The 23,141-nt window shown below is 42.5% G+C and carries 19 protein-coding genes and 1 CRISPR repeat array; of the genes, 13 read left to right on the top strand and 6 right to left on the bottom strand.

Features of this window, described 5'->3' with window-relative positions:
* Window positions 1-25: 25 nt before the first annotated feature.
* The 3 genes from H0R92_RS06060 to H0R92_RS06050 all read left to right on the top strand — a co-directional run bounded on the left by H0R92_RS06060 (window position 26) and on the right by H0R92_RS06050 (window position 1,900).
* Window positions 26-397, top strand: a complete 372-nt coding sequence (locus H0R92_RS06060) for a hypothetical protein (RefSeq protein WP_432962154.1) — start codon at window positions 26-28, stop codon at window positions 395-397.
* 78 nt (window positions 398-475) lie between these two features.
* Window positions 476-661, top strand: a complete 186-nt coding sequence (locus tag H0R92_RS06055) for a hypothetical protein (protein ID WP_432962151.1) — start codon at window positions 476-478, stop codon at window positions 659-661.
* 42 nt (window positions 662-703) lie between these two features.
* On the top strand, window positions 704-1,900 hold the full coding sequence (locus tag H0R92_RS06050) for a hypothetical protein (RefSeq protein ID WP_432962149.1): 1,197 nt from the start codon (window positions 704-706) through the stop codon (window positions 1,898-1,900).
* A gap of 15 nt (window positions 1,901-1,915) precedes the next feature.
* On the opposite strand, the gene H0R92_RS06045 is transcribed toward H0R92_RS06050, so the two are convergent.
* Entirely contained in the window at window positions 1,916-3,019 is a 1,104-nt protein-coding gene (locus tag H0R92_RS06045; protein WP_432962147.1) for a nickel/cobalt transporter, read from the bottom strand.
* Between the two features lie 19 nt (window positions 3,020-3,038).
* Window positions 3,039-3,668, bottom strand: a complete 630-nt coding sequence (locus tag H0R92_RS06040; protein ID WP_432962145.1) for a DUF1007 family protein — start codon at window positions 3,666-3,668, stop codon at window positions 3,039-3,041.
* A 197-nt stretch (window positions 3,669-3,865) separates the two neighbouring features.
* Between H0R92_RS06040 and cas9 the strand changes: the two genes are divergently transcribed.
* The 10 genes from cas9 (at window position 3,866) to H0R92_RS05990 (ending at window position 20,113) form a co-directional block, all read left to right on the top strand.
* Complete coding sequence (gene cas9, locus H0R92_RS06035) at window positions 3,866-7,240, top strand: type II CRISPR RNA-guided endonuclease Cas9 (protein WP_432962143.1); 3,375 nt, start codon at window positions 3,866-3,868, stop codon at window positions 7,238-7,240.
* 32 nt (window positions 7,241-7,272) lie between these two features.
* Window positions 7,273-8,193, top strand: a complete 921-nt coding sequence (gene cas1, locus H0R92_RS06030) for a type II CRISPR-associated endonuclease Cas1 (protein ID WP_432962141.1) — start codon at window positions 7,273-7,275, stop codon at window positions 8,191-8,193.
* Window positions 8,168-8,509 (top strand): CRISPR-associated endonuclease Cas2, encoded by a 342-nt coding sequence (cas2, locus tag H0R92_RS06025; protein ID WP_432962138.1) that lies wholly within the window; start codon window positions 8,168-8,170, stop codon window positions 8,507-8,509. Before cas1 ends, cas2 begins: the two co-directional genes overlap by 26 nt.
* A gap of 68 nt (window positions 8,510-8,577) precedes the next feature.
* Window positions 8,578-10,855: a CRISPR direct-repeat array (repeat unit 36 nt; unit sequence ATTATACCTGATTAATTTTCCAAGTCAACCTGTAAC).
* Window positions 10,856-10,882: 27 nt separating this feature from the next.
* On the top strand, window positions 10,883-13,357 hold the full coding sequence (locus tag H0R92_RS06020) for a hypothetical protein (protein WP_432962136.1): 2,475 nt from the start codon (window positions 10,883-10,885) through the stop codon (window positions 13,355-13,357).
* Window positions 13,354-14,802 carry an SH3 domain-containing protein gene (locus H0R92_RS06015; protein WP_432962133.1) on the top strand — a complete coding sequence of 483 codons (1,449 nt, stop codon included), beginning with the start codon at window positions 13,354-13,356 and terminating at the stop codon, window positions 14,800-14,802. The genes H0R92_RS06020 and H0R92_RS06015 overlap by 4 nt, the downstream gene beginning before the upstream one ends.
* 5 nt (window positions 14,803-14,807) lie before the next feature.
* On the top strand, window positions 14,808-16,868 hold the full coding sequence (locus H0R92_RS06010) for an ABC-F family ATP-binding cassette domain-containing protein (RefSeq protein WP_432962130.1): 2,061 nt from the start codon (window positions 14,808-14,810) through the stop codon (window positions 16,866-16,868).
* A gap of 168 nt (window positions 16,869-17,036) precedes the next feature.
* Window positions 17,037-17,816 carry a transporter substrate-binding domain-containing protein gene (locus tag H0R92_RS06005; protein WP_432962128.1) on the top strand — a complete coding sequence of 260 codons (780 nt, stop codon included), beginning with the start codon at window positions 17,037-17,039 and terminating at the stop codon, window positions 17,814-17,816.
* Window positions 17,817-17,886: 70 nt separating this feature from the next.
* Window positions 17,887-18,666 (top strand): transporter substrate-binding domain-containing protein, encoded by a 780-nt coding sequence (locus H0R92_RS06000; RefSeq protein ID WP_432962125.1) that lies wholly within the window; start codon window positions 17,887-17,889, stop codon window positions 18,664-18,666.
* Window positions 18,667-18,735: 69 nt separating this feature from the next.
* On the top strand, window positions 18,736-19,404 hold the full coding sequence (locus tag H0R92_RS05995) for an amino acid ABC transporter permease (protein WP_432962122.1): 669 nt from the start codon (window positions 18,736-18,738) through the stop codon (window positions 19,402-19,404).
* A complete protein-coding gene (locus tag H0R92_RS05990) occupies window positions 19,391-20,113 on the top strand; it encodes an amino acid ABC transporter ATP-binding protein (protein ID WP_432962120.1) in 723 nt (240 codons plus the stop codon). Before H0R92_RS05995 ends, H0R92_RS05990 begins: the two co-directional genes overlap by 14 nt.
* Window positions 20,114-20,178: 65 nt before the next feature.
* On the opposite strand, the gene H0R92_RS05985 is transcribed toward H0R92_RS05990, so the two are convergent.
* The 4 genes from H0R92_RS05985 to H0R92_RS05970 are packed head-to-tail and all read right to left on the bottom strand — an operon-like array spanning window position 20,179 to window position 23,042.
* Entirely contained in the window at window positions 20,179-20,922 is a 744-nt protein-coding gene (locus tag H0R92_RS05985) for a PHP domain-containing protein (protein WP_432962117.1), read from the bottom strand.
* The gene (locus H0R92_RS05980; protein ID WP_432962115.1) at window positions 20,919-21,251 is read right to left on the bottom strand and encodes a hypothetical protein; all 333 of its coding nucleotides are present in this window, start codon (window positions 21,249-21,251) and stop codon (window positions 20,919-20,921) included. The genes H0R92_RS05985 and H0R92_RS05980 overlap by 4 nt, the downstream gene beginning before the upstream one ends.
* On the bottom strand, window positions 21,238-22,161 hold the full coding sequence (locus H0R92_RS05975; protein WP_432962113.1) for a CBS domain-containing protein: 924 nt from the start codon (window positions 22,159-22,161) through the stop codon (window positions 21,238-21,240). The genes H0R92_RS05980 and H0R92_RS05975 overlap by 14 nt, the downstream gene beginning before the upstream one ends.
* Window positions 22,162-22,199: 38 nt before the next feature.
* Window positions 22,200-23,042, bottom strand: coding sequence for a Cof-type HAD-IIB family hydrolase (locus tag H0R92_RS05970; RefSeq protein ID WP_432962110.1), 843 nt, complete (start codon window positions 23,040-23,042; stop codon window positions 22,200-22,202).
* Window positions 23,043-23,141: the final 99 nt, after the last annotated feature.

Genomic DNA, 23,141 nt, shown 5'->3' with positions numbered 1-23,141 from the left:
ACAATACATAGGAGTCTTGGAAAATATGAATGAAACGGAATTTGAAGAAAAAGTATTTGCTCTCATAAAACCCGAATTAAAACTGCAAAACCCCGGCGGCGGACAAAGCATTATTAAAAATATTTCTGAGGCGGGAAACATTTGTTATCAACGAGGAAATTCAAAAATATATGTAAATATAAAAGATTTATATGATGCATATAATATGTTTAGAGGCAGAAAATGTTCTTCAAATGATTTAAAGGCCTATAATCCGTCAGTATTTGATTCAACAAAAGGCAGACACAATTGTAATTGCACTTTTTTCTTTTCACTACTAAAGGAAATACATATTATAAAAGAGATAAAAGGAACGGGAACACGAGGCAGCCCTTTTTATATTGAAATAGCGGCCTAACACCGTTTTTAATATTGCTTTATCTTTGCACCAAAAAGAATACAGGAGTTTTGGCAGCTTGACGGAGCATATGAGGCAATGAAAGGCAAACCAAAAACCGGCGACGTGCTGCCTTATGATAATTATCCTATGAATGTAGAATCCGGCAATGTGTATGTAATTGATTATATAAAAACCGATAAAACAAACATGAGATTGTACTATATCTCTGACGGGAAAATATGGAACGGAAAGCCCGTAACCGGAAATATCGCCGTTGAATAAAAAGAGATGCAAAAAATATCGGCACAAAAGCGGAGGACAAAAATGAAAAAAAGCCTATGGTTATTGATTTTCTTTTGTGTTGCAGCAATGTGTTTTGCACAAGTGAATAATTTTTCGGCTCAAGAAATATATGTTGCCTATTATTTTGCGGACAATTATGCACATGTAATCGAATATAATATTGTGCATAAACAAAATACCGGATCGATTGTAAACGATGTCAATTCAATAAAAAAACTGATTGCCAAAGCGCGTTATGTAAAAGAAAAATATAACTATACCTATTTTACGGCAGTCGAAGAATCCGTTTCCAATGAGGGAAAATTTGTAAAGGGAGATTTCCATTTAATTACCGCTCAAAGTGCGACCTTGGAAATAATAGAGGATTTATTTTCAAAAACATTAGGAAAAAAAGTAAGCGCCAAAGTGGAAGATGACGGGTTGAATGTATATTTTGACGGCAGCGGAATAAAAATCGGATCGAATAATGCGGCCGGCCTTTACAAAAATGAAAATCTTATAAAAATGTCTTTTCCCCGCCGCTTAAATAAAATTGAAATCGTATTTCAAAAAAGCATTGAACATACGGAACCTATCTTGCAGTTTATTACTGAAAAAATTACAAGTCCGGAAAAATCCGAAGAGGAAATCGACTATCTAAAAAATGCGTCTCCGCCATTAGATAAAATCGAGCAGGCGTTTCAAGACGACTGCGATATTATCAGGCTGCGCGATTTGGTATATTACGGAAAACTTATCGAAGAATATAAAACAAAAACAGGAGCATATCCGTTTGAAGGCAATACCGAGCTCGTGTATTGTTTAATTTACAACAAAGAGCAAAAAAAGTATTCAAAAGACGACAATCCGAATAAGCATATATTAATTTCGCCGAAAGATTTTTACAGCGAATTGGAAAAAGGCTTGGGAAGAAAAATCGAACAAAGGTTCGACCCTCAATACGCACCTTCCGGAAGGCCTGTGTTTTATATTTACATGATTAACAATGACGCCGAATGGTTTTTTGCCGTTCATCTATCCAAATATTACCGTTTTTCAAAAAAAGCGGATTCCAATTATTATAAAGCCGAGCTTTCGAACATAAGCGATAAAGCCTATAAATTCTATACGGTAAGCGAAATGGAACGGAATGAAGAATACATACGGGCAGTGTCCGAAACGGTAACAAAAAAAGGTTTTTTTGAACAGCGGAAAACCAAACACATGAGGGAGTATTAAAAAGAGCAAGGCCGCTTATATAAAGTTTTTGAAAAAGGGCAGGGCAATATACAGTGAAAAAACGATGAGCAGCACATAGCCGAACGCTTCTACTGCAAACGAAAGCGCGGCGGCGCTTTTTCGGTTTTTCTTTAGGATTTGAAACAAACCGCTTCTGCCTGCCCATGCAAGGTAGGCAGAGGCGCCTACAGGCAGTGCCATACCGGCCGACATAATAAAAACGCAAATAATTCCCAGCCCGGTTACATCAAGCGTATAGGATAAAATCAAAACAAGAACTGCACCGGGGCAGGGATAAAGGCCGGATACAAAAAGCGATATCAGCGATATATTTTGCACGGGGCCGGTTTTTTCAAAAGAAGCGTTCGGCGCGCTTTGTTTGGCGGGAAGCTTTGTGTTTTGCAGTCTGTGTCTGCCGCCGCACGAACAGCGCCCGTGCATAAAAAATTCGACACTCTCTTTTACCAAAAGAACGGCAGCGGTAAGAATAATAAGCAAATAAGAAAAACCTTCCAAGTAAATGCCGATACGGTCGGCGGAGGCTCCCAAAGAAGATTCCACGCCTTTTAAAATTAAAATCAGCGCTACCGCGGTTCCGCCGTGTAAAAATGTAAGTACACATGAAGCGGCAAACGGTTCCCACACAGGGGCGCAGCGGGTTAAATACAGCGAAAACACAAGGGTTTTTCTGTGTCCGGGGCCTGCGGCGTGTAAAATGCCGTATAAAAAAGAAAGTATAAAAAGAAGCCGCAAAATGCCTGTGTTTTTTCCGGAGGATAGGCTGCCTTCAGCTTTACCCTCTTTAAATGCATACAATAAATCGCCTACACGCTCGCGGACGGAACGCTGCATTCCGATTAATTCGGAAGAAGCGCCGCTTATACGCACCGGGCGAAGCTGTTTTATGTCCGCACCCTGAGCGTCGGGGGTATGCTCCTTTGTTTGTGCGGCTTCGTTTTGCTCCGCCTGCCCGTTTCCACTGTTTGTCTTTTTTTGCTCCTGTGCGGCGCCGGCAGCACCGGGCGTATACAAGGGGTTTGCTTTTAACGCGGGAGCGGCAATCGTAAAAAAAAGTGCACATAAAGCGCAGATAAAAATTGTACGCTTTGTATTCCGCATAAACCGGCCGTCCCGCCCGCTACCAGCTGATACGAATTTCGCGCGGATAATAGGTTTGCAATCCCGGTTTCCATTCATAATATACGCTCGTATCGGTGATCGGACCGAGCGGATCGTAAAACACGGGGTAGTCGCGGTTTTCAATTATTGTAAAAGAGGGGTTAATTTGAGAGCGGTCGTATGTCAAAAGTACGCCCCTGTCTTCGGCATAGCGTATGTCGCAAAAATACGTATAATCATATACGGCGACGTAGAGTTCATTGCCTGCATACGAGGATAGATCGATATAAAACCGATATGTCATAATTCCCTTATTTTGAGTTGCTTTAAACTGCGTAACTTTTTCGGGATTTGTCCGTTTTTTCCCTTGCCGAATAAAGGTATAATAATAGTAATTTCGTAAATTGATAAAAGCGTTATTATATACTTGTTCGTTTTCCGCTTTATTAAAGGTACCGTCGCGGTCGGCATCAAGCCAGTTTATAATGTCCGCGCTGAAAAATCTGTCGAAGGTCCATTCGATATAAGCACCCTGTAAACTTTTGCCTTCCCATACAAAATTAACCGATGAGGTAATTGCAACATGAGGATGTGCAAACACAAATGCGCCGTACATTAAAACCGCAACCGTAAAAAAGTGTTTTTTCATAGTCTTATAGTGTCCTTTTATGCCTTTTTAAGTCAAGGGGGCAAAAGGATAAAACCCGTCAAAGAAAAAGCGCATAAATCGAATTTATAAAAGACCATCTATAAAAATTGTTTACATTTTTTTATAATAAAATTTGACAAGAGCGCCTGCCTGTGCTACAGTTTTTATTGATACCGTAACATAATAAGGAAGTCGATATGCAGTGGCGATTAGGACTCGATTTAGGAACAAATTCAATAGGCTGGTGTGCTTTGGGTCTCAATAAAGACGGCGAACCCGACAAATTGGTCGATATGGGCGTACGTATTTTTTCCGACGGAAGAGAACCTAAAACGGGAGAACCGCTTGCTGTCGCACGCAGGCAGGCGCGCGGTATCAGAAAGAATTTACGACGAAGAAAACAACGCAGGCGCGCTTTATTTGTACAATTACGGACGGACGGCCTCTTTCCGGCAAATACTGAAGAAGCGCTTAAACTTAAAGCGGTAAATCCCTATGAACTGCGGGTAAAGGGATTGGATAAAAAATTGGAAGCTTTTGAACTCGGGCGTGCCTTATTTCATTTGGGTGTCCGGCGCGGTTTTAAAAGCAACCGTAAAGATAAAGATAATGTAACGGATACAAAAAAAACGGAAAGCACACAAAAAAACGCGGGAGCAAAGTTAAGTCAAAGCGAAAAGTGTGAACTTTTAACGAAAATAATAGATGACAGCGGATGCAGAAGTTTGGGCGAATTTTTATGGAAAAACCGCGATAATAATAAGGGTATCCGCTTTGTTCCCGGAAGAACCGATTTTTATCCCCTGCGCGCTATGTATGAAACGGAATTCGATTTATTGCGTAAAACACAAGAACCTTTTTTCCCAAACGTAAATTGGGATAAAATAAAGCATCTTATTTTTTTCCAACGACCGCTGCAGCCCCAAGAACGGGGTAAGTGTCAATTTATGACGGATAAAGAACGCACTTTTAAGGCTATGCCCAGTTCGCATAAATACCGTATTTTACAGGAAGTATACAATTTAAAATATTATGACGAAAAAAATAATCCCGTGTGTTTAAATGAAGAACAGCAGGATATTTTGATAGATGCTTTGGACAAGGTAAACGAATTGAGTTTCGGCAAAATCAAAAAACTTTTGCATATAGAAGGCCGTTTTAACCTTGAAACCGAAGCGCGCAGCAAATTAAACGGTAACCGTACTGCAGCGGTTATGCGTAAACCGGAATGTTTCGGTGAAATGTGGGATAGCTTTTCGCTGGAAGAACAAGACGCCATTACGGAATGTCTTATCAGCGCAAATGAAGACAAAGATGTGTTTGCGATGCTTTCAAAGTATGAACTTTCCGAGGAACAAAGGCGTAACATCGCAAAAATATCCCTTCAAGACGGCACGGTAAGTTTATGTGCCGAACTTCAGCAAAAGCTTGTGCGGGAAATGAGCGAAAAACGCCTCCAATTCGATAAAGCATTGCTTTTGCTCGGATACGATCATTATGACGATTCGGTTCAAAAACACAACCTTTTACCCTACTACGGAAAAGTGCTTACCGGCAGCACTATCGGTGCAAACGGTCAAGCCGACGAAAAAAATCCCGAAAAAAAATACGGGAAAATAGGGAACCCGACCGTACATGTCGCATTAAATCAAACAAGAGTCGTCGTAAACGGTCTTATCAAAGAGTACGGAAAACCGGCCGAAATAGTCGTAGAGCTTTCACGCGAATTAAAAGCAAGCACGGATGCAAAAAAAGAAATACGTAAAAAACAAGCTTTGCAAGCAAAACAAAACGAAATTTTAAATAAAAAAATAAAAGAAGCATATTCTGCAATTTCCTTTCCCGGCCGGCTTGAACGCAGAAAAATGAGATTATGGGAAGAATTGGGAAACGACAGTTTAAGCCGCCCCTGTTTATACTGCGGCAAGCAAATAAGTGCATCGGAACTGTTTACAAAAAATATTGAAATCGAACATATTATTCCCTACAGCCGAAGTTTTTTAGATAATGAATCGAATTTGACCGTAGCTCATGCACGCTGCAATGCGATAAAAGGAGAACACACGCCCTACGAAGCATTCGGCACAAATCCGGAAGGGTATAATTGGGCTGATATTATGGAAAGAGTTTCGCGCTTGAGCAATCCCAAAAAACAGGCGCGTTTTGCATCGGATGCCGTGGAAGCATTTTTGGCAAGCAGAAATTTTATCGAACGCCAATTGAACGATACCCGCTACCTGTCCAAAGCTGCACGCAGGTATATAACCAGTATAACCGATAAACCTTCGAACGTATGGGTTATCACGGGAGCTATGACAAAAAAATTGCGCGACGTTTGGCAAATAGACAAGATTTTAAACCGCGAGTTGACCGACGCTGTTATTGCCGAATTTAATTTAAAAAGCGAACAAATAGGAGAGCTTAAAAAAAACAGATACGATCACCGTCATCACGCCCTTGACGCTATGGTTATCGCATTAACCGACAGATCTTTACTTCAAAAGATATCGAATTTGCATACCATGCGGGAAAAAAGTACAAAAACGGGGAATGCTTTGCCCCCGCTGCCCTTTGCGAGAAGCGATATTACAGAGGCACTGCGAAAAATCGTCGTCAGTTTTAAACCGGATCACGGTCCGGAAGGCAAACTTTCAAAAGAAACCTTACTCGGCCGTATAAAACAGGAAACAAAGGTTCCGATACAAAGCCTGATACAAGAAGATATTGAAAACATTAAGGACGAACGTATACGTGAAGAATTTGAAGAATTGATTGCCGAACGCGGCAGCTTAAAAAAAGCGGTAAGCGAATTAAAAACTACATACCCGCAAATATCGGTTTACAAATATTTTTTTGCTGCGCGTACCGATTTTTCATCCTTAAAAACAAAAAAAGACATAGAAACAATTGTCGATAAAGAGATTCGCGAAAAACTGCGTACACGTACCGATGCACATCCTAACGAATCAGTTGAAAAAGTGTTGGCCGATTTTAATGACGAACGGGAAAGATTAAAGCTTCCGCCAATAAGACATATACGGTGTAAAACCTTTATACAAAAACCGATTGTCATTTCTCCGAATGCAAAAAAGCGAAATATCTGCACGCGGTATTTAAATCCGGAAGATTATTTTTGCGTTATGATTTGGGAAATTCCTCCGAAAAAAGAAGGGGAAAAATCGACTTTTCAAGGCCAATACATTCGACGGGATCCTGAAGATATCGATAAAAACAAACGGCCGATTGAAAAAAAGCCTCATCCTGCCGCACGAAAAGTTTGTCTTTTGCACAAAGACGATTATATTGAATTTTCGCAAAACGGAATATGGAAAAAAGCCAGGATAGCGAGTTTTAGCGCAACTCAAAACAAATTAGATATACGCCCGATTTATGCGGCAAAAGACATTGAGTCATGGGTATATGCGACAAACGAAAACCTTTTGGAAAAAGACTGGGGAACAAATGCGGGACAAAACTTTATTTCGATAAATGTACTGTTCGGTACGAGGGCGGCACGGAAGATAACGGTATCTCCGACCGGCAAAGTGTTCCGCGGAAAAAACGAAAGCTAAAATAAGGGGCTTTTTATACCGATACTAAAGGTATGCTGCACCAAATTGTCGAAATTCAAGAGGAAAATCGTCACCTTTCTCTTGAGCGCGGCTTTCTCAATATCCGCACAAAGGATGAAGAAATAGGAAAAGTCGCCCTCGACGATATTGCCGTTTTACTTATCAGTGCACAGGGTGCAAGCATAACAAAAAATATTATTGTCGAATTATCTTCCCGCGGCGCCGTTACTGTTTTGTGCGGTAAAAATTATGAACCTGTTTCCATTGTGTATCCTGTTGCAGGTAATTATAGGCATGCAGGTATTATACGGACACAAATAGATGCAAGTATTCCCTTTCAAAAACAAATTTGGAAGCAAATTGTAAGCAGAAAACTGCACAATCAGGCAAAATCACTGTTGCTATGCGGCAATAAACCGGAAGCAGCCTTGTTGGAACATATTTCAAAAGATGTAAAATCCGGCGATAAGGACCAACGGGAAGGGTATGGGGCAAAGGTGTATTGGCAGGCATTATTCGGCAAGGATTTTATTCGCGATCAGGATGGGGACGGAATAAACGCCCTGCTGAATTACGGTTATGCCGTTATGCGTTCTTCTATGTGCAGGGCACTGTGTGCCGCAGGATTACATCCGGCACTTGGAATCCATCATCAAAATATGCTCAATCCGTTTTGTCTTGCCGATGATTTTTTTGAAATATACCGGCCGATTGTAGACTGTATTGTGTACAAATTGTGTGAAAATATGCTGTTTGTTTTAACTCCTGAAACGAAAAAAACCTTAATCCAAGCGTTATGGATAAAGATGAAAACGGTTGAAGGCTATTCGCCGGCATTTCAAAGTATGCATTATATGGCATCTTCTTTTGTAAAAGCTTTGAAGTTACGCGATGCCGATTTTGAAATCCCTGTTTGGGAGGGAAAAAATGAAAAATTTTCCCGTATTGAATAAGTACGAGCTTATGTGGATGATGGTATTATTCGATTTGCCGGTTGTGGAAAAAAAAGAACGAAAAGATGCAACCGATTTTAGAAATTTTTTATTGGACTGCGGTTTTTCTATGGTACAATACTCAATTTATGTAAAAGTGTTGTCGGGAATAGATGCTTGTGATAAATACTACCGACTTATTGAAAAAAGCTTGCCCAGTAAAGGAAAGGTGGATATCCTCACCGTTACCGACCGTCAGTATGAAAACATAAAAAGTTATGTCGGTAATGCCAAAAAAAGCAAAAAAAATCCGTCAAAACAGCTTTTAATGTTTTAGTTTTGACCGGAAAAATAATAAGTCCGTCCCATGTAATTCCTTGCTTAGAAACACAATAGAACGGACCTATTATACCTGATTAATTTTCCAAGTCAACCTGTAACTACCAGACAAACCGACAGCGCTACCAACAAATTATACCTGATTAATTTTCCAAGTCAACCTGTAACCAGTGCGGACTCGCACCGGAATGAACATACATTATACCTGATTAATTTTCCAAGTCAACCTGTAACTGGAGGCTTATTATGGAAAAGGTTATTAAAATTATACCTGATTAATTTTCCAAGTCAACCTGTAACTGTCGAATCTTTTCAACTTCACAACGTAACATTATACCTGATTAATTTTCCAAGTCAACCTGTAACGTTATGTTTCCAAATATTGTATGAAACAGGATTATACCTGATTAATTTTCCAAGTCAACCTGTAACTTCTTTAAATCGTAAGGGCGTACGTGTCCCATTATACCTGATTAATTTTCCAAGTCAACCTGTAACATAGACCTGCGCCGCCCGACATTTGCCGCGATTATACCTGATTAATTTTCCAAGTCAACCTGTAACAAAATCTTTCATACACCGTACCTCAAAGGTATTATACCTGATTAATTTTCCAAGTCAACCTGTAACACTCGGCTTTTACAGAGTGAATATTATTTGATTATACCTGATTAATTTTCCAAGTCAACCTGTAACGTAGAGAAAACTACAAACAACACGCCGTCATTATACCTGATTAATTTTCCAAGTCAACCTGTAACTCAGAGCGGCTTGTGGAAACATTAGCATTTATTATACCTGATTAATTTTCCAAGTCAACCTGTAACAAGAAGATGTAGGAACGTATCGTAATATATATTATACCTGATTAATTTTCCAAGTCAACCTGTAACCTTGACAAATTAGACAGAACGACGCATTATATTATACCTGATTAATTTTCCAAGTCAACCTGTAACAAAAGTTGCGTCCTTTAGGGCGCAACTCGAATTATACCTGATTAATTTTCCAAGTCAACCTGTAACAACGCGGGCTGTGCTTCCACTCGTTCCGGCATTATACCTGATTAATTTTCCAAGTCAACCTGTAACGGAAACCAAACGCTTGGTAGTAGCGATGAATTATACCTGATTAATTTTCCAAGTCAACCTGTAACGACACCCTATCGGTAAAGAACGGCCTATAGATTATACCTGATTAATTTTCCAAGTCAACCTGTAACCTTCATAATATTCTGTACTGCTTTTCCTTAATTATACCTGATTAATTTTCCAAGTCAACCTGTAACAAGTCGAAATTGCTTCAATCCAACCGGCATATTATACCTGATTAATTTTCCAAGTCAACCTGTAACGGTATCTCTTGAAAATATAACGACGTTTGAATTATACCTGATTAATTTTCCAAGTCAACCTGTAACCGCAGGAAAAGGCATATCCGTTGACGGTCAATTATACCTGATTAATTTTCCAAGTCAACCTGTAACAGAGGAATAAATAATGATAAACGGAAATAGATTATACCTGATTAATTTTCCAAGTCAACCTGTAACTAAAAGAATTGCAAAAGACGGCGGATGCCCATTATACCTGATTAATTTTCCAAGTCAACCTGTAACTTCACCTTCAAAAATCTCTGAAACTCTAAAATTATACCTGATTAATTTTCCAAGTCAACCTGTAACTGGTGTGTGGTTACAGGAAAAAGCAGGAAAATTATACCTGATTAATTTTCCAAGTCAACCTGTAACACAGTAGCCGAACCAGACAACGGCAACGAGATTATACCTGATTAATTTTCCAAGTCAACCTGTAACCGACAGTGAACGTATAGGTCTCGCGCTTAAATTATACCTGATTAATTTTCCAAGTCAACCTGTAACCGCGACTGTAGCGTCTTGGTTACGATACGGATTATACCTGATTAATTTTCCAAGTCAACCTGTAACCGACAGTGAACGTATAGGTCTCGCGCTTAAATTATACCTGATTAATTTTCCAAGTCAACCTGTAACCGCGACTGTAGCGTCTTGGTTACGATACGGATTATACCTGATTAATTTTCCAAGTCAACCTGTAACAACAAAAAGGACGAGGGGCTTTTGACCGGCATTATACCTGATTAATTTTCCAAGTCAACCTGTAACAGTGTCGTATCTATCGTTGCCATATCTTACATTATACCTGATTAATTTTCCAAGTCAACCTGTAACGTTTGATTACTGGCATTTAGGCCGTAAGTTATTATACCTGATTAATTTTCCAAGTCAACCTGTAACAAATCGGAAACGAATTCGATTTTCGCCCGCATTATACCTGATTAATTTTCCAAGTCAACCTGTAACATTAAGGGTGCGACCGATTTTAAGGGCTTGGAAGGCGATATAAAAGCACTTGTCTATGTAAGTGAAAAAAGCGATTTTTCGACCTTTGTGCATGAAGCCGCCCACGTAGCGCGGCGCACTATGCAAGGAGAGCTTTTACAGCAGGCGGAAAAAGCCTTTGGTGTAACAGACGGCAAATGGACGCGCGAAACGGAAGAGCGGTTTGCACGCGGTTTTGAGCAATACCTGAAAGAGGGAAAGGCACCGAGTGCGGAATTAAAAAACATATTCCAAAAGGCGGCAGAATTTTTGGCGCGTATATACAAGAGCTTAAAAGAGCTGGTACATATAAACGATGATATACGCGCAGTGTATGATGAGCTTTTGGGCGTACAAGGCGGCGCATTACGGCAGGCGGAGCAGAATATACAAGAGGCGGAAAGCGCGAAAAGGGCAAAACAAAATACGAGCGGAAAATACGCAAGCGCTGAAAGTTACGAGCAAAACAGAATTGTCGAAACAGCGGAAGATAAGGCGCTTGATAACGCCGCATTAAAAGATAAATACATGAACTATGCTAAAGCGCATTTTCAGGGGAACAGCTATCATAATATCGATACCGATACGGATATAAGGGTATCGCGGGATATTTTAGGAGAATGGAAATCCAAAACAAAGACCCGCGAGCAAATACTTTCCATGCAAATACTTGATAAATTGATTGAATCAGCAGTAGAAACAAATGCGGTTGATGACAAAGAAAATCGTCGTAACATAGAAAGTGTAAAATATTTTGAAACGGGTTTAAGCGTAGAAGATAAAACCTACAAGGCACATTTAACTGCTCGAAAGGTACAAGATAGTACGACTAAAGCATATCATTATTATTTGGAAGACATATCGCTTGAGGATATGGTACTGGACAGGATAAAAGAAGAAGCCGCACTCAGGGCTAACGCCAGTTCAAAAGAAGTGAACGTCCCTTTATTGCACGGCTCCATTACTGATACTATAGCACAACAAGACGATGAGGTCAACAGCGAAAAAACGGTGTATGAACAAGCGCAGGATGCGTACAATGCCGCGGGTAAAGCGGTACAGGAGATGAGGCCGTTCAGTGATGAGCAGTTGAAAGATATGCTGTTTCAGGCGGCAGTAGAGAGTATTGAAGACGGTAAACAAATAAATCGCAATAATTTTTATACATCAAGTTATGCGGATTGGCACGAAGTAACGAATGCGCCGGATCGGAAGCCCGATTTCAAAAGCCGTTCCGGCTCCGAATATTGGTATTCGGACGAGGGTGTATATAGGAGAAGTGACCACTGGGGAAATGTAGCATCATGTAAATGGCCTTTGGACGGGCAACAAATACAAGGTACGGTAAAAGTCGGTTTCAGCACATGGGGCGATTTTTACGATATGACTAGACCTTTTAAGAGTGCGCAGGACGGTGTTTATAACCGTTATACCGTTATTGCAAAGGGATATAACTTTGATTTTGAAGCACAAAGACGCAGTGATATTGAATTTGCAAAAAAAATGATAGCCGAAGAACAAGATGAATATATGCGGCAACGTTGGCAAGAAGACCTTGCTTTATACGAAAGTCTTAGTGAAGATGATTTTAATGCGTTTGAGCAAGAGCCGTGGGATACATTACTTTTTCAAACAGAAGTCGTAACGGAAGAACAGCAGGAGTTTGCGCAAGCCGCCAGTAAGTACCGAGCCGATATTGCGCGCTATTTTGCACGGCAAATGAAGAGCCATGAAAGTATAACAGTGTGCAAAAAGACCCCTGCAATACTGCGCGCTGTGGGTTTTGCTGATAAGCCGATAACGATAACGGGGGCAAGCCTTACACATATCACGAACAAACATAAGGCTATAACGCAGGAATTATTAAATACTTTACCCGAACAGCTGCTTGACCCTGTAGCGGTGTTTAAGTCGCAAAAAGAAGATAAGCCTAACAGTCGCTTAATATTTACCGAGCACTTTGTACGCGGAAAACCGGTTGTCGTAGCTATTGAAATGAACCACAAAGATAAGCATATCCAAATGAATTCCATACGAAGCGTGTATGAAAGAGATGTGTATTCAAAAAAAGGTTTGAATATTTTACAGGAAAACTTTATAGATGCGGGGCGTTTATTATATATAGACGACAAAAGGGCTGATAAATGGAGCGCAATCACCGGGGTATCATTCCCCTTAGAGGCATTCTCCAAGCTCAACCCTTCTACCGACAGTATCGGAGAAAAAGCGGAATCTGTCAAGCCTTTTTTAACCAAAAGCGACATTATCGGCGAAAATCCTGAAGCGCTGTATTTTCAAACGGAAGCAGATTTTTACGAAGAAAGTACGCAGGCAATCAATAAAGAGGTGCTGGAGCATGACGTTGAAAAGATTGTTATCGGAAAAGAGCCGCGAGAACTTTCGAGTTTTTTCTATACCGGCAGCGAACAGCCTTTTCTTCTTCTCTTGAGGTTATTTTATCGTTGTGGTATGCTTTGCCTATGAAACGTGTATATATAATGCTGCTTATATCCCTGCTTTTTATCCTTGCAGGCTGTTCCGGAAAAATGGGCTACGGGGTAGTTCTTTGGTCGATTCCCGAACATAATTTGCACGACGGCGACATCGTTCCCGTTTATGTGCGTTCGAATATAGGCAAGGTATATATAATCGGTATTCCCGGCTCAAAGGAAAAACTCGAAGTTCCCCTTTGGCAGATAAGCGAGCCTGAATCGAAACGAACGGCACAAAAAACCGCTTCGTATTATGCCGAATACCGCCGGCACTATGCACGTGCGGCATTGGACGGTCTTCCGATACGTGCCGAACCCGTAAATACGGCAAAGCAAGTATACCGTCTGCGTCACAACGAAGTGATAAAGATTCTGTACAAGGGTGAAGGCCAAGCCGTTATGATGGGTAAAACCCCTCTTGAAGGCGAATGGCTTCGGGTACTCACTGCTGACGGCTCACGCGGCTGGTGCTTTTCCTACAACCTCCGCCTCTTTGACGAAACAAAGACCGACGCGGGTATAGCGGAAGAAATCGAAGAAAAAGACGCCGTATTGGAAAAAGTGCTTGCGAAGCGCTGGGTACCCGACTTTTACAAGGGAATTATCGACAGCGGAAAAATCGACTTGGAACGTATTAAACCGGAATACGGATTTGATACGGGCAGCGAAAGCGGCTTTGTAAGCATTTCCTTAGAAGGTCTAAGCACAAGCGAAGAATTTCAAGGAGCAAAAAAAACGGGTATAAACACCTATACTTTTACACAAACTCCCTTTACGATGACTGTTCAATCGGAAGACACGATTGTCGTTCAGTATGTCGGAAAAAACGGCCTGCCGGTTTCATACGGCTTTGTCAGTTTGGAAAAAAGCGGCATACCCCAGTTTTTATCTTTAAACCGGCTGACGGAAAATGATATTCCCAGGGAAAACGATATTCCCACGGAAACCGATACGTCTTTTACGCCTGCTGCCGATGAAGATTCGGACACGGAACAAAAAAGTACGGCCCAATTTATAAACGAATTGATTGCCTACGAACGCGGTCGGCGATTGCGCCAATATTCAACTCTCGTATCCTACGGACCGGTTTTTGTCAGTTCGAACTACGGAACCTTAACGCTTAACGAAGATCAAAGTTTTACGTGGACCGGGTTCCGTCTTTTACTGAATTCCGGCATTCTTCCGCAGTCGTTGAGCAGGTCGAATACGGGACGCGGCAGCGCTTCCATAAAATACTTTATTGCAGGCGAACTTGAGCGCCAATTCGACGGAGTGTTAACTTTTTCTTTTACGGGTGCGGACGCGGAAGTAAGCTTTTTGTATAAAATGGAAGAAACGGGGTTACGCTTGGAAAATATCGCAAACGGTTCGGTCAAAAAAAGTACGGTTAACAACAGAAGCATCAACCCGCTTGTTTTGTTTTTTGCAAAGCGGTAAAAGCCATGTCTTTTTTACAATTATCGGGCATCGGTTTAAAATTCGGAGAGCGTGAAATCTTAAAAAACGTTACGCTGAATTTACGTAAACAAAGCAGAGCCGCCCTTGCAGGTGCAAACGGCTGCGGAAAAACAACGCTTATGAAAATTGCCGCCGGCTTGAGCGATGCCGATTCGGGAGACAGAACGGTTCAAAAAAATTGCCGCATTGTCTATTTGCCGCAATCGGGTATCGTTCACAAAGGAACAAACCTGCGCGAAGAAGCGGATAAAGCTTTCGGTGAAGGTTACCGCCTGTATGAAGAAATGGAAAAAATCGCGGAACGCTTAAAAACCGTTACCGACGAAAAATCTCAAGCGCCGCTTTTGGAGCGTTATCAGGAAATCGCCGATTTTTTAAACGATTCGAAGTGGTATTACCGCAATACGCAAATCGAACAAGTGCTTGCCGGCTTGGGGTTTTCACAAAGCGATTTTACAAAACCCGTTGAAGAATTTTCCGGCGGCTGGCAAATGAGAATCGCCTTGGCAAAGGCATTGCTGCAAAACCCGGATATTTTGCTTTTAGACGAACCGACCAACTATTTGGATATAGAAGCGCGAACTTGGCTTGAAGAATTTTTACTGAATTTTTCAGGCGGTTTTTTGCTTGTAAGTCACGACCGCTATTTTTTAGATACCTGCGTAAACGAAGTTTACGAACTTTTTAATGCCGAACTTCACCGTTATGCGGGCAACTTCAGTGCATACGAAAAAATCCGCAAAAGCGAAATGGAAGGGATCGTTGCACGCTATGAACTTCAGCAGGAAAAAATCCGCAAAACCGAAGAATTTATCCGCCGCTTCAGATACAATGCCGCAAAGGCCGCCCAAGTGCAGGAGCGCATAAAACAATTGGAAAAAACCGAGCTTATCGAAATCCCCGAAGCTTTAAAAAAAATCCGCTTTGCTTTTCCGCCGGCTCCGCATTCCGGCCGCATCGTTTTGAACCTCGAAAAAATCGGCAAAACCTATACGGGAGTGCGTAAAAACGGCGAAACCTTTGCCCACACCGTTTTACAAAACATCGATCTTACCGTAGAAAAAGGAGAACGCATAGTCGTTACCGGATGCAACGGGGCGGGAAAAACAACTTTGCTGCGTATTCTTGCGCAGGAAGATGCGGCATATGACGGAAATCTTGCTTTGGGCGCCAATGTAAGTATCGGTTATTTCAGTCAAGACAACGCCGAAACGCTTAAAGGCGATTTTTCCGTTATCGATATGCTCGAAGCGGAAGCGCCGACCGCCCTTGTTCCCAAATTGCGCGATATGCTCGCGGCCTTTTTGTTCCGCGGCGACGATATTTATAAATCGGTGAACGTTCTTTCCGGCGGAGAAAAAAGCCGTCTTGCCCTTTTACGCTTGTTGCTGCGTCCCGTAAACTTATTGATTCTCGACGAACCGACAAACCACTTGGACATTCATTCAAAGGATGCGCTGTTACATGCACTTGAAAGCTTCGGCGGCACGGTTGTTTTTATTTCGCACGACAGAAGTTTTACCCAAAGCCTGGCGACGCGTATTTTGGAATTGGACGGCGGCCGATACAGCCTTTATCCGGGGCCCTACGATTATTATATGGAACAGCGTGCAAAGCGGAATCTTTTTATGCAAGACGAAAACGTGCATACGCAAGAGCCTGCGCCTAAAATCGATTTTTCTTCAAAAGGGGCTTTGCAGCATACCGTTTTTGAACAAGCGGCCGGCGGTATCGAAAATGTCGGTTCTTTATCCGCAGCGCTTGCCGCTCCCGCCGTTCCGCTCAGTTATGAAGAACAAAAAAAACTGCAAGCTGCACGGCGCAAGCTCGAAAAAGAAGAAAAGCGCCTTATGGATGAAATTACTCAAAAAGAAGAGCGCAAAGCGGAATTCGAAGCCGAACTTGCAAAGCCCGAAATCTATTCGGACGTACAAAAAAGCCGCGCCGTACAAAATCATATAGAAAAACTTTCATCGGAATTGGACGTTTTAAACTCCGAATGGGAAAAAGCGCTGCACAAACTTGAAACCTTTTTAAATCGTTAAAAGTCGTATATACTGCCGTGATTATGCATAGATGCCGTATTTTTGCTCTAAAATCGAATAAAAGGCGTTTTTTATGCATAAAAATGGCTAAATTTTGTATATTTATGCAAAATTTTATTGACAATATTTCTGTAATACTCTATACTGCCGATTATCAGGAGGATTGCTATGAAAAAAACTGCACTTATGCTCGCGGTATGTTCTGTGTTTTCCGTAGTCCTTTTTGCAAACGGAAATAGTGAAAAAAACGCCGTTAAGTCGGCTGCCGACTTAAAAGGTAAGCGTATAGGCGTACAAGCGGGAACAACCGGCGAACTCTATGTACAGGAAAATTATCCGAGCGCAAAAATCGCTTCTTTCAAATCGGTTATCGATGCCGCTATGGATTTAAAAACCGGCGCCCTCGATGCAGTCGTATTGGACGAACTTCCGGCAAAAGAGATTGTTGCAAAAAACAGCAGCTTAATGATTTTAGATACCTATTTGTCTGAAGAAGAATATGCGATTGCCGTAAAAAAAGGAAATAAAGCTTTATTGGATTCAATCAATAAAACGATAGAAACCATGAAAAAAGACGGCAGCTATAATAAGCTTATCGATGCTTTTATGCCTGCCGACGGGAAAATCAAAATTCCCGCACCGCCTTCAAATCCCGCACAGGGCAAAACCGTAAAGCTCGGTACGGAATCGGCTTTTCCGCCCTTTGAATATGTGGAGGGTAACGAATTGGTCGGCTTCGATATAACGCTGAGTCATTATATCGCAAAAACGTATCAGGCAAAGCTTGAAACGGTCGATATGGCCTTCGACAGCCTTATTCCCGCCTTGGCGTCCGGTGCGATAGATTTTATTGCGGCGGGTATGACCGTTACCGAAGAACGGAAAAAGAATGTGGATTTTTCCATCCCCTATTATAAAACCGGATTGGTTATTATGGTAAAAAAATAAGACAGCCGCCGATTTTGTTAAAAACATAATCGGCATTTGCCAAACTTACAGATTAATCAGGAGGTATAGTATGAAAAAAATTGTAAGTGTATGTGTTGTAATGTTTTTTGTGTCCGCCCTTGTGTTTGCCGGCGGAAGTAAAGAAAAGGTGACGATTGCGTCGGCGGCCGATTTGGAAGGAAAAAAAGTCGGCGTGCAGGCGGGAACAACCGGTGAACTTTATGTACAGGAAAACTATTCCGATGTCAAACTCGTTTCTTTTAAATCGGGTATAGATGCGGCCTTGGATTTGAAAAACGGCGCCCTTGATGCGGTTGTGTTGGATGAACTTCCGGCAAAAGAAATCGTTTCAAAAAATCCGTCATTAATGATTGTAACCGACAAATTTGCAAAAGAAGAGTATGCGATTGCCGTAAAAAAAGGAAATAAAGTTTTATTGGATTCCATCAACGGTACCATTCAAACGCTTAAATCAAACGGCGGTTACGAAAAATTGATTGCGGCCTTTATGCCCGCAGACGGAAAAATTAAAATTCCGCCCGTCCTTACCGGCAGCGCACAGGGCAAAACCGTAAAATTGGGAACCAACGCCGCGTTTCCTCCCTTTGAATATGTGGAAGGAACGGAAATAGTCGGCTTTGACATTACAATGGGACAATATATTGCAAAAAACTTCAATGCAAAATTGGAAGTGGTTGACATGGCCTTCGACAGCCTTATTCCGGCTCTTTCGTCGGGTGCAATAGACTTTATTGCTGCGGGTATGTCGGTTACCGAAGAGCGGAAAAAGAATGTGGACTTTTCCGAGCCTTATTTTGCATCCGAACAAGTTATCATCATTAAAAAATAAAACAATGTGAACATACGCAACGGGTTTGTCCGAATCGGGCAACCCGATTCGTATTTTTGGAGGTAAACGGTGTTTCAGTCCGTCTATGATACGATAATTGCCGCTGACCGTTGGAAGCTGCTGATTCGGGGTTTGGGAACGACTATGTACATATCCCTGTGTTCCATTATAATCGGTACCGTATTGGGTTGTGTTTTTGCCCTTTTTAAAATATCCGAAAAACGCTTTTTGCGCGGTGTGGGAGAGTTGTATACAACCGTTATCCGGGGAATTCCGCTGGCAACCCAGCTTATGATTTTTTACTTTGTTATCTTTGCCCCCCTCGGCTTAAACAGATTAACGGTCGCCGTCCTTGCATACGGTATAAACTCCGGCGCATATTGTACCGAGTTGTTTCGTGCGGGCATACAGGGAGTGGATATCGGCCAAACGGAAGCGGGCCGTTCGCTCGGCTTATCGAGAAGACAAACCCTTTTAAAAATCGTGTTTCCTCAGGCGGCAAAGGCTGCCCTTCCGGCTTATACGAGTGAGTTTATTGTTCTTATAAAAGAAACGGCTGTTGCAAGTTTTATAGCGGTTACCGATTTGACAAAGGCCGGCGATATGATTCGCAATGCAACCTACAATGCGTGGATTCCGCTTTTATCGGTGGGTTTGCTGTATTTGATTATAACCCTCGGATTGACAAAATTCTTTTCGATTTTTGAAAAAAGGCTGGCGCAAAGTGATAGAGGTTAAAAACTTAAAAAAGCAATTCGGCGATTTGAACGTTTTAAACGGCATTACCGAAACAATCGAAAAAGGCGAAAAAATCGTCATTATCGGGCCTTCCGGTTCCGGCAAAAGTACGTTTTTGCGCTGCCTTAATTTACTTGAAAAACCGACAAGCGGCAGCATCCTTTTTGAAGGGATTGAATTAACCGATAAAAAAATCGATATAGACAAGGTCAGACGCAAAATGGGAATGGTGTTTCAACATTTTAACCTTTTTCCGCACTTAACCGTTTTGCAAAACATTATGCTCGCTCCCGTTACGCAAAAGCTTGCAACGAAAGAAGAAGCGCGCGCAAAGGCCCTTTCTCTTTTAAAACGCATCGGCTTGGAAGATAAGGCGGAGGTCTATCCTTCGCAAATTTCAGGCGGTCAAAAGCAAAGAATTGCAATTGTGCGTTCTTTGGCGATGGGCCCGGACGTTATGCTTTTCGACGAACCTACAAGCGCCCTCGATCCGGAAATGGTCGGCGAAGTGCTTTCGCTTATGCGGGAGCTTGCCGCCGAAGGTATGACTATGGCGGTTGTAACTCATGAAATGGGCTTTGCGCGCGAAGTTGCCGATAAAATCCTTTTTATGGATGAAGGCGTTGTTGCCGAAAAGGGTACGCCGGACGAAATATTCAATCATCCGCAAAACAAGCGCTTACAGCAATTTTTACAAAAGGTTTTGTAACCGGAATTATCCGAAAGGACAAGTCCGGCGGCTCGGTAAGTCTTCCGGCGGAGCCGCCAAGCGGTTTAGCGGGGGCGGCGCAAAAGGGCTTGTTTAAAAACCGCCATATCGACGCTTCCGTCTTCGCGGCACAAGCCGCCGTTTCCTTTTAAGGGTGCGTTTCCCAAATCCAAATCGAAGGCGCGCCGCCCGATATGTTCGGGATAATGGGCGTCCGAAGAAGTGGTAAGCGGATAGCCCAGTGTGTCGATTCCTTGTGGCGGCAGCCGTACAAGTTCCAAGGCGTCCCAATCGCCCTTAGGTATAAAGCCCAGTTGGCTGACCATCGAAAACGCCGGACGCTCGGCATGGGCGGGAATAACGGCGCCTCCAAGCTCATGTACGCGCAATGCCAGCTCGTCTATGCTCAGTTCGGCAGACACAATCAAAAAAGCGTCCACTTCCCCGATAATATCGTCGTTTTCATCCACATACACCTGGTCGCCGCTTTTTTCGGGATTAAAGGGCATGTGCGGCATTAAGCCGTATATTTCCTCCCCGAAGGCAAGGGCGGTATCGAGTTCGGAAAAAAGACAAAGCACATGTACTTCTTCCGTTGTCTGTGCTTCCATACCGTACAAGGCTGCAATGCCTTCTTTTTTACAATGGTAAGCAAAGGCGGGGCAATTTAAAGCCGTGTTGTGATCGGTAAGGGCTGCAAGGGCGATGCCTCTTTGTTTAAGGGTTTGTACGATTAAAGAAGGCGACATGGACAAATCGCCGCAGGGAGAAAGGCATGAATGAAGATGTAAGTCCGCCTTTATAATCATGGATAAAGCAATGCGTACAGGCTTCCTGCAATTTCGAATTGATTTTTATCCGAAACAAAGACGGCTATGCCCTCGTCTTTTGCAGCTTCAAGCATATCCTCGGCGGCGGGGCGGCTGTTGCAAATAATAATTGCAGGCGATTCTTTTAAAGAAGCTACCGCTATCGTATTTTTATGCGCTTGAATCGTAATCAACACTGCCCCGTCGGGAGCATTGCCCATAACGTCGCTGAGTAAGTCTCCCGCATAAGCGGTTAAAACTTCCGTGTCGTTGTACGGCTCAAACAGGGCGCGCACACCGAGTTTTTCCGCCATTTCACTGAGTTTCATCGGCTGCCTCCAAATTAAATAAAGCTTGAATGGTCGTACCTTTACCGACTTCGGATTGAATCGAAAAGTCGTCCGACACCCGTTTTGTATTCGGCAATCCCATACCGGCTCCGAAGCCGAACGCGCGCACCTTATCGGTTGCTGTGGAAAATCCCTCGCACAGCGCTTTTTCGATGTCGGGGATTCCCGGACCGAAATCGACCGCTTCTATAACCAATTTACTGCTTGTAATATAATAGCGCATAATACCGCCGCTGGAATGCACTACTTGATTTATTTCCAACTCATAGCTTGCAATGCCGATACGGCGTGCAACAGCAGGATGTATGCCCATAGAACGCAAGAGCTTTTTTATTTCGGTTGACGCCTGTCCTGCCGTTTCAAAGTTAAAAGGTTCGGTTTTAAATTCAAGTACGCGGTTCGGGGCTTTTTTAAGAGCGTCCTGCGTACCCTGTTCCAAGCGCTCGACCTCTTTATTCATTGCAACAAGAAGAGCTTCAATAACATCCGAGGCGGTAACGATGCCGGTTAATTTGTTTTCGGTGTTCAATACGGGAAACCGGCCGAACTTGTATTTATTAAAATACGAAACCGCAAAAGATATGGGCATGTTTTCCTGCAGTACAATCGTGTTTGTCGTCATATGTTTTTCGCAAGCTTCATCGATAGTGCCCTTGTCAAAGGCGTTTACGATATCGTCCATAGACACAATGCCCGCAAGCCCCGTCGCCGCCACAACGGGAAGCCCCGTAATGCGTTTTTGCTTCATAAGCAGTTGAATTTCGCGCATAGTCGTTTCGGGTGAAGCGGTAACTACATCGGTTGTCATAACATCTTTTATTTTCAGTTTGAATAAAAGCTCAATGACGGCTTCCGGAGAAGAGTCTGTATTTAAAGGTATTGCTTGCATACGGTAAGTATAAATGCGGATGTAAAAAAAAACAAGGTTTAATTGTTTAATACATACTTTTCTATAAAGCGGGCAACGCCGTCTTCGTCATTTGTGTACTCGCTGATACAGGTTGCGGCGTCTTTTATCGCCTGAATACCGTTTTTCATTGCGACGCTCGTACCTGCACGGCGTATCATTGATTCATCGTTCATAGCATCCCCGAACGCCATCGTTTCGCTTTGAGCAATTCCCAAATGCTCGGCAAGCCACAAAAGAGCTTCTCCCTTTCCGGTATTTTTAGGCATTACTTCAAGGAAATAGGGCTTGCTTGTAAATATAACGCAGCGATCTCCTATCTCTTTTTGCAATTCGGCTTGCAATGCGGCAAGTTCGGCCGGTTCGCCGGGAATAACCGTTTTGGGATGTCCCTGCAAAAGAAATTCTTCAAACAGAGGAATAATTTTTTGTTTTAAGCCGCTGAGCTTCATGTCCAATTCGGTCCATTTATTCGTATACGGAATATAGATAGTACTTGCATCGTATACTTCGCAGGCTAAAGAACGTTCCAAAGCACGGCGATACACGTGGACTAAAATATCGCCGTCAAGCATGCGGCTGTAAATCGCTTTGCGTTCATGTAAGTCGCTGATTGACGTTCCGTTTTGCGCAATTATATAGCGTCCGCCCTGCGTACCGGCAATGTCGAGCCTGCGTACATAGTTTAAAATGGAATTATCCGTTCTGCCGGAACAAAGGGTAATGTAGATGCCTCTTTGCACGGCTTTTTGCAAAACCGATACGGTATAATCGGAAATAGTTAAATCGTCTTTTAAAAGAGTGTCGTCAAGATCGAGGGCGATTATTTTCGCCGCTATGGAGTTGTGCATATCGGCAATCATAACATTGCATCCGAGAGCTGTCAACCGCCGGAACGGAATACCGAATTCGTTTTTTGCCGAGACGTTTTGCCTGCCTCTTCCTAAGTCCGATATTTTCGG

The organism is Treponema sp. OMZ 840, assembly GCF_050937815.1.
In the GTDB taxonomy this organism is placed as follows: domain Bacteria; phylum Spirochaetota; class Spirochaetia; order Treponematales; family Treponemataceae; genus Treponema_C.
The sequence above is the reverse complement of the archived record's forward strand: the minus strand, read 5'-3'. Positions and strand labels throughout refer to the sequence as shown.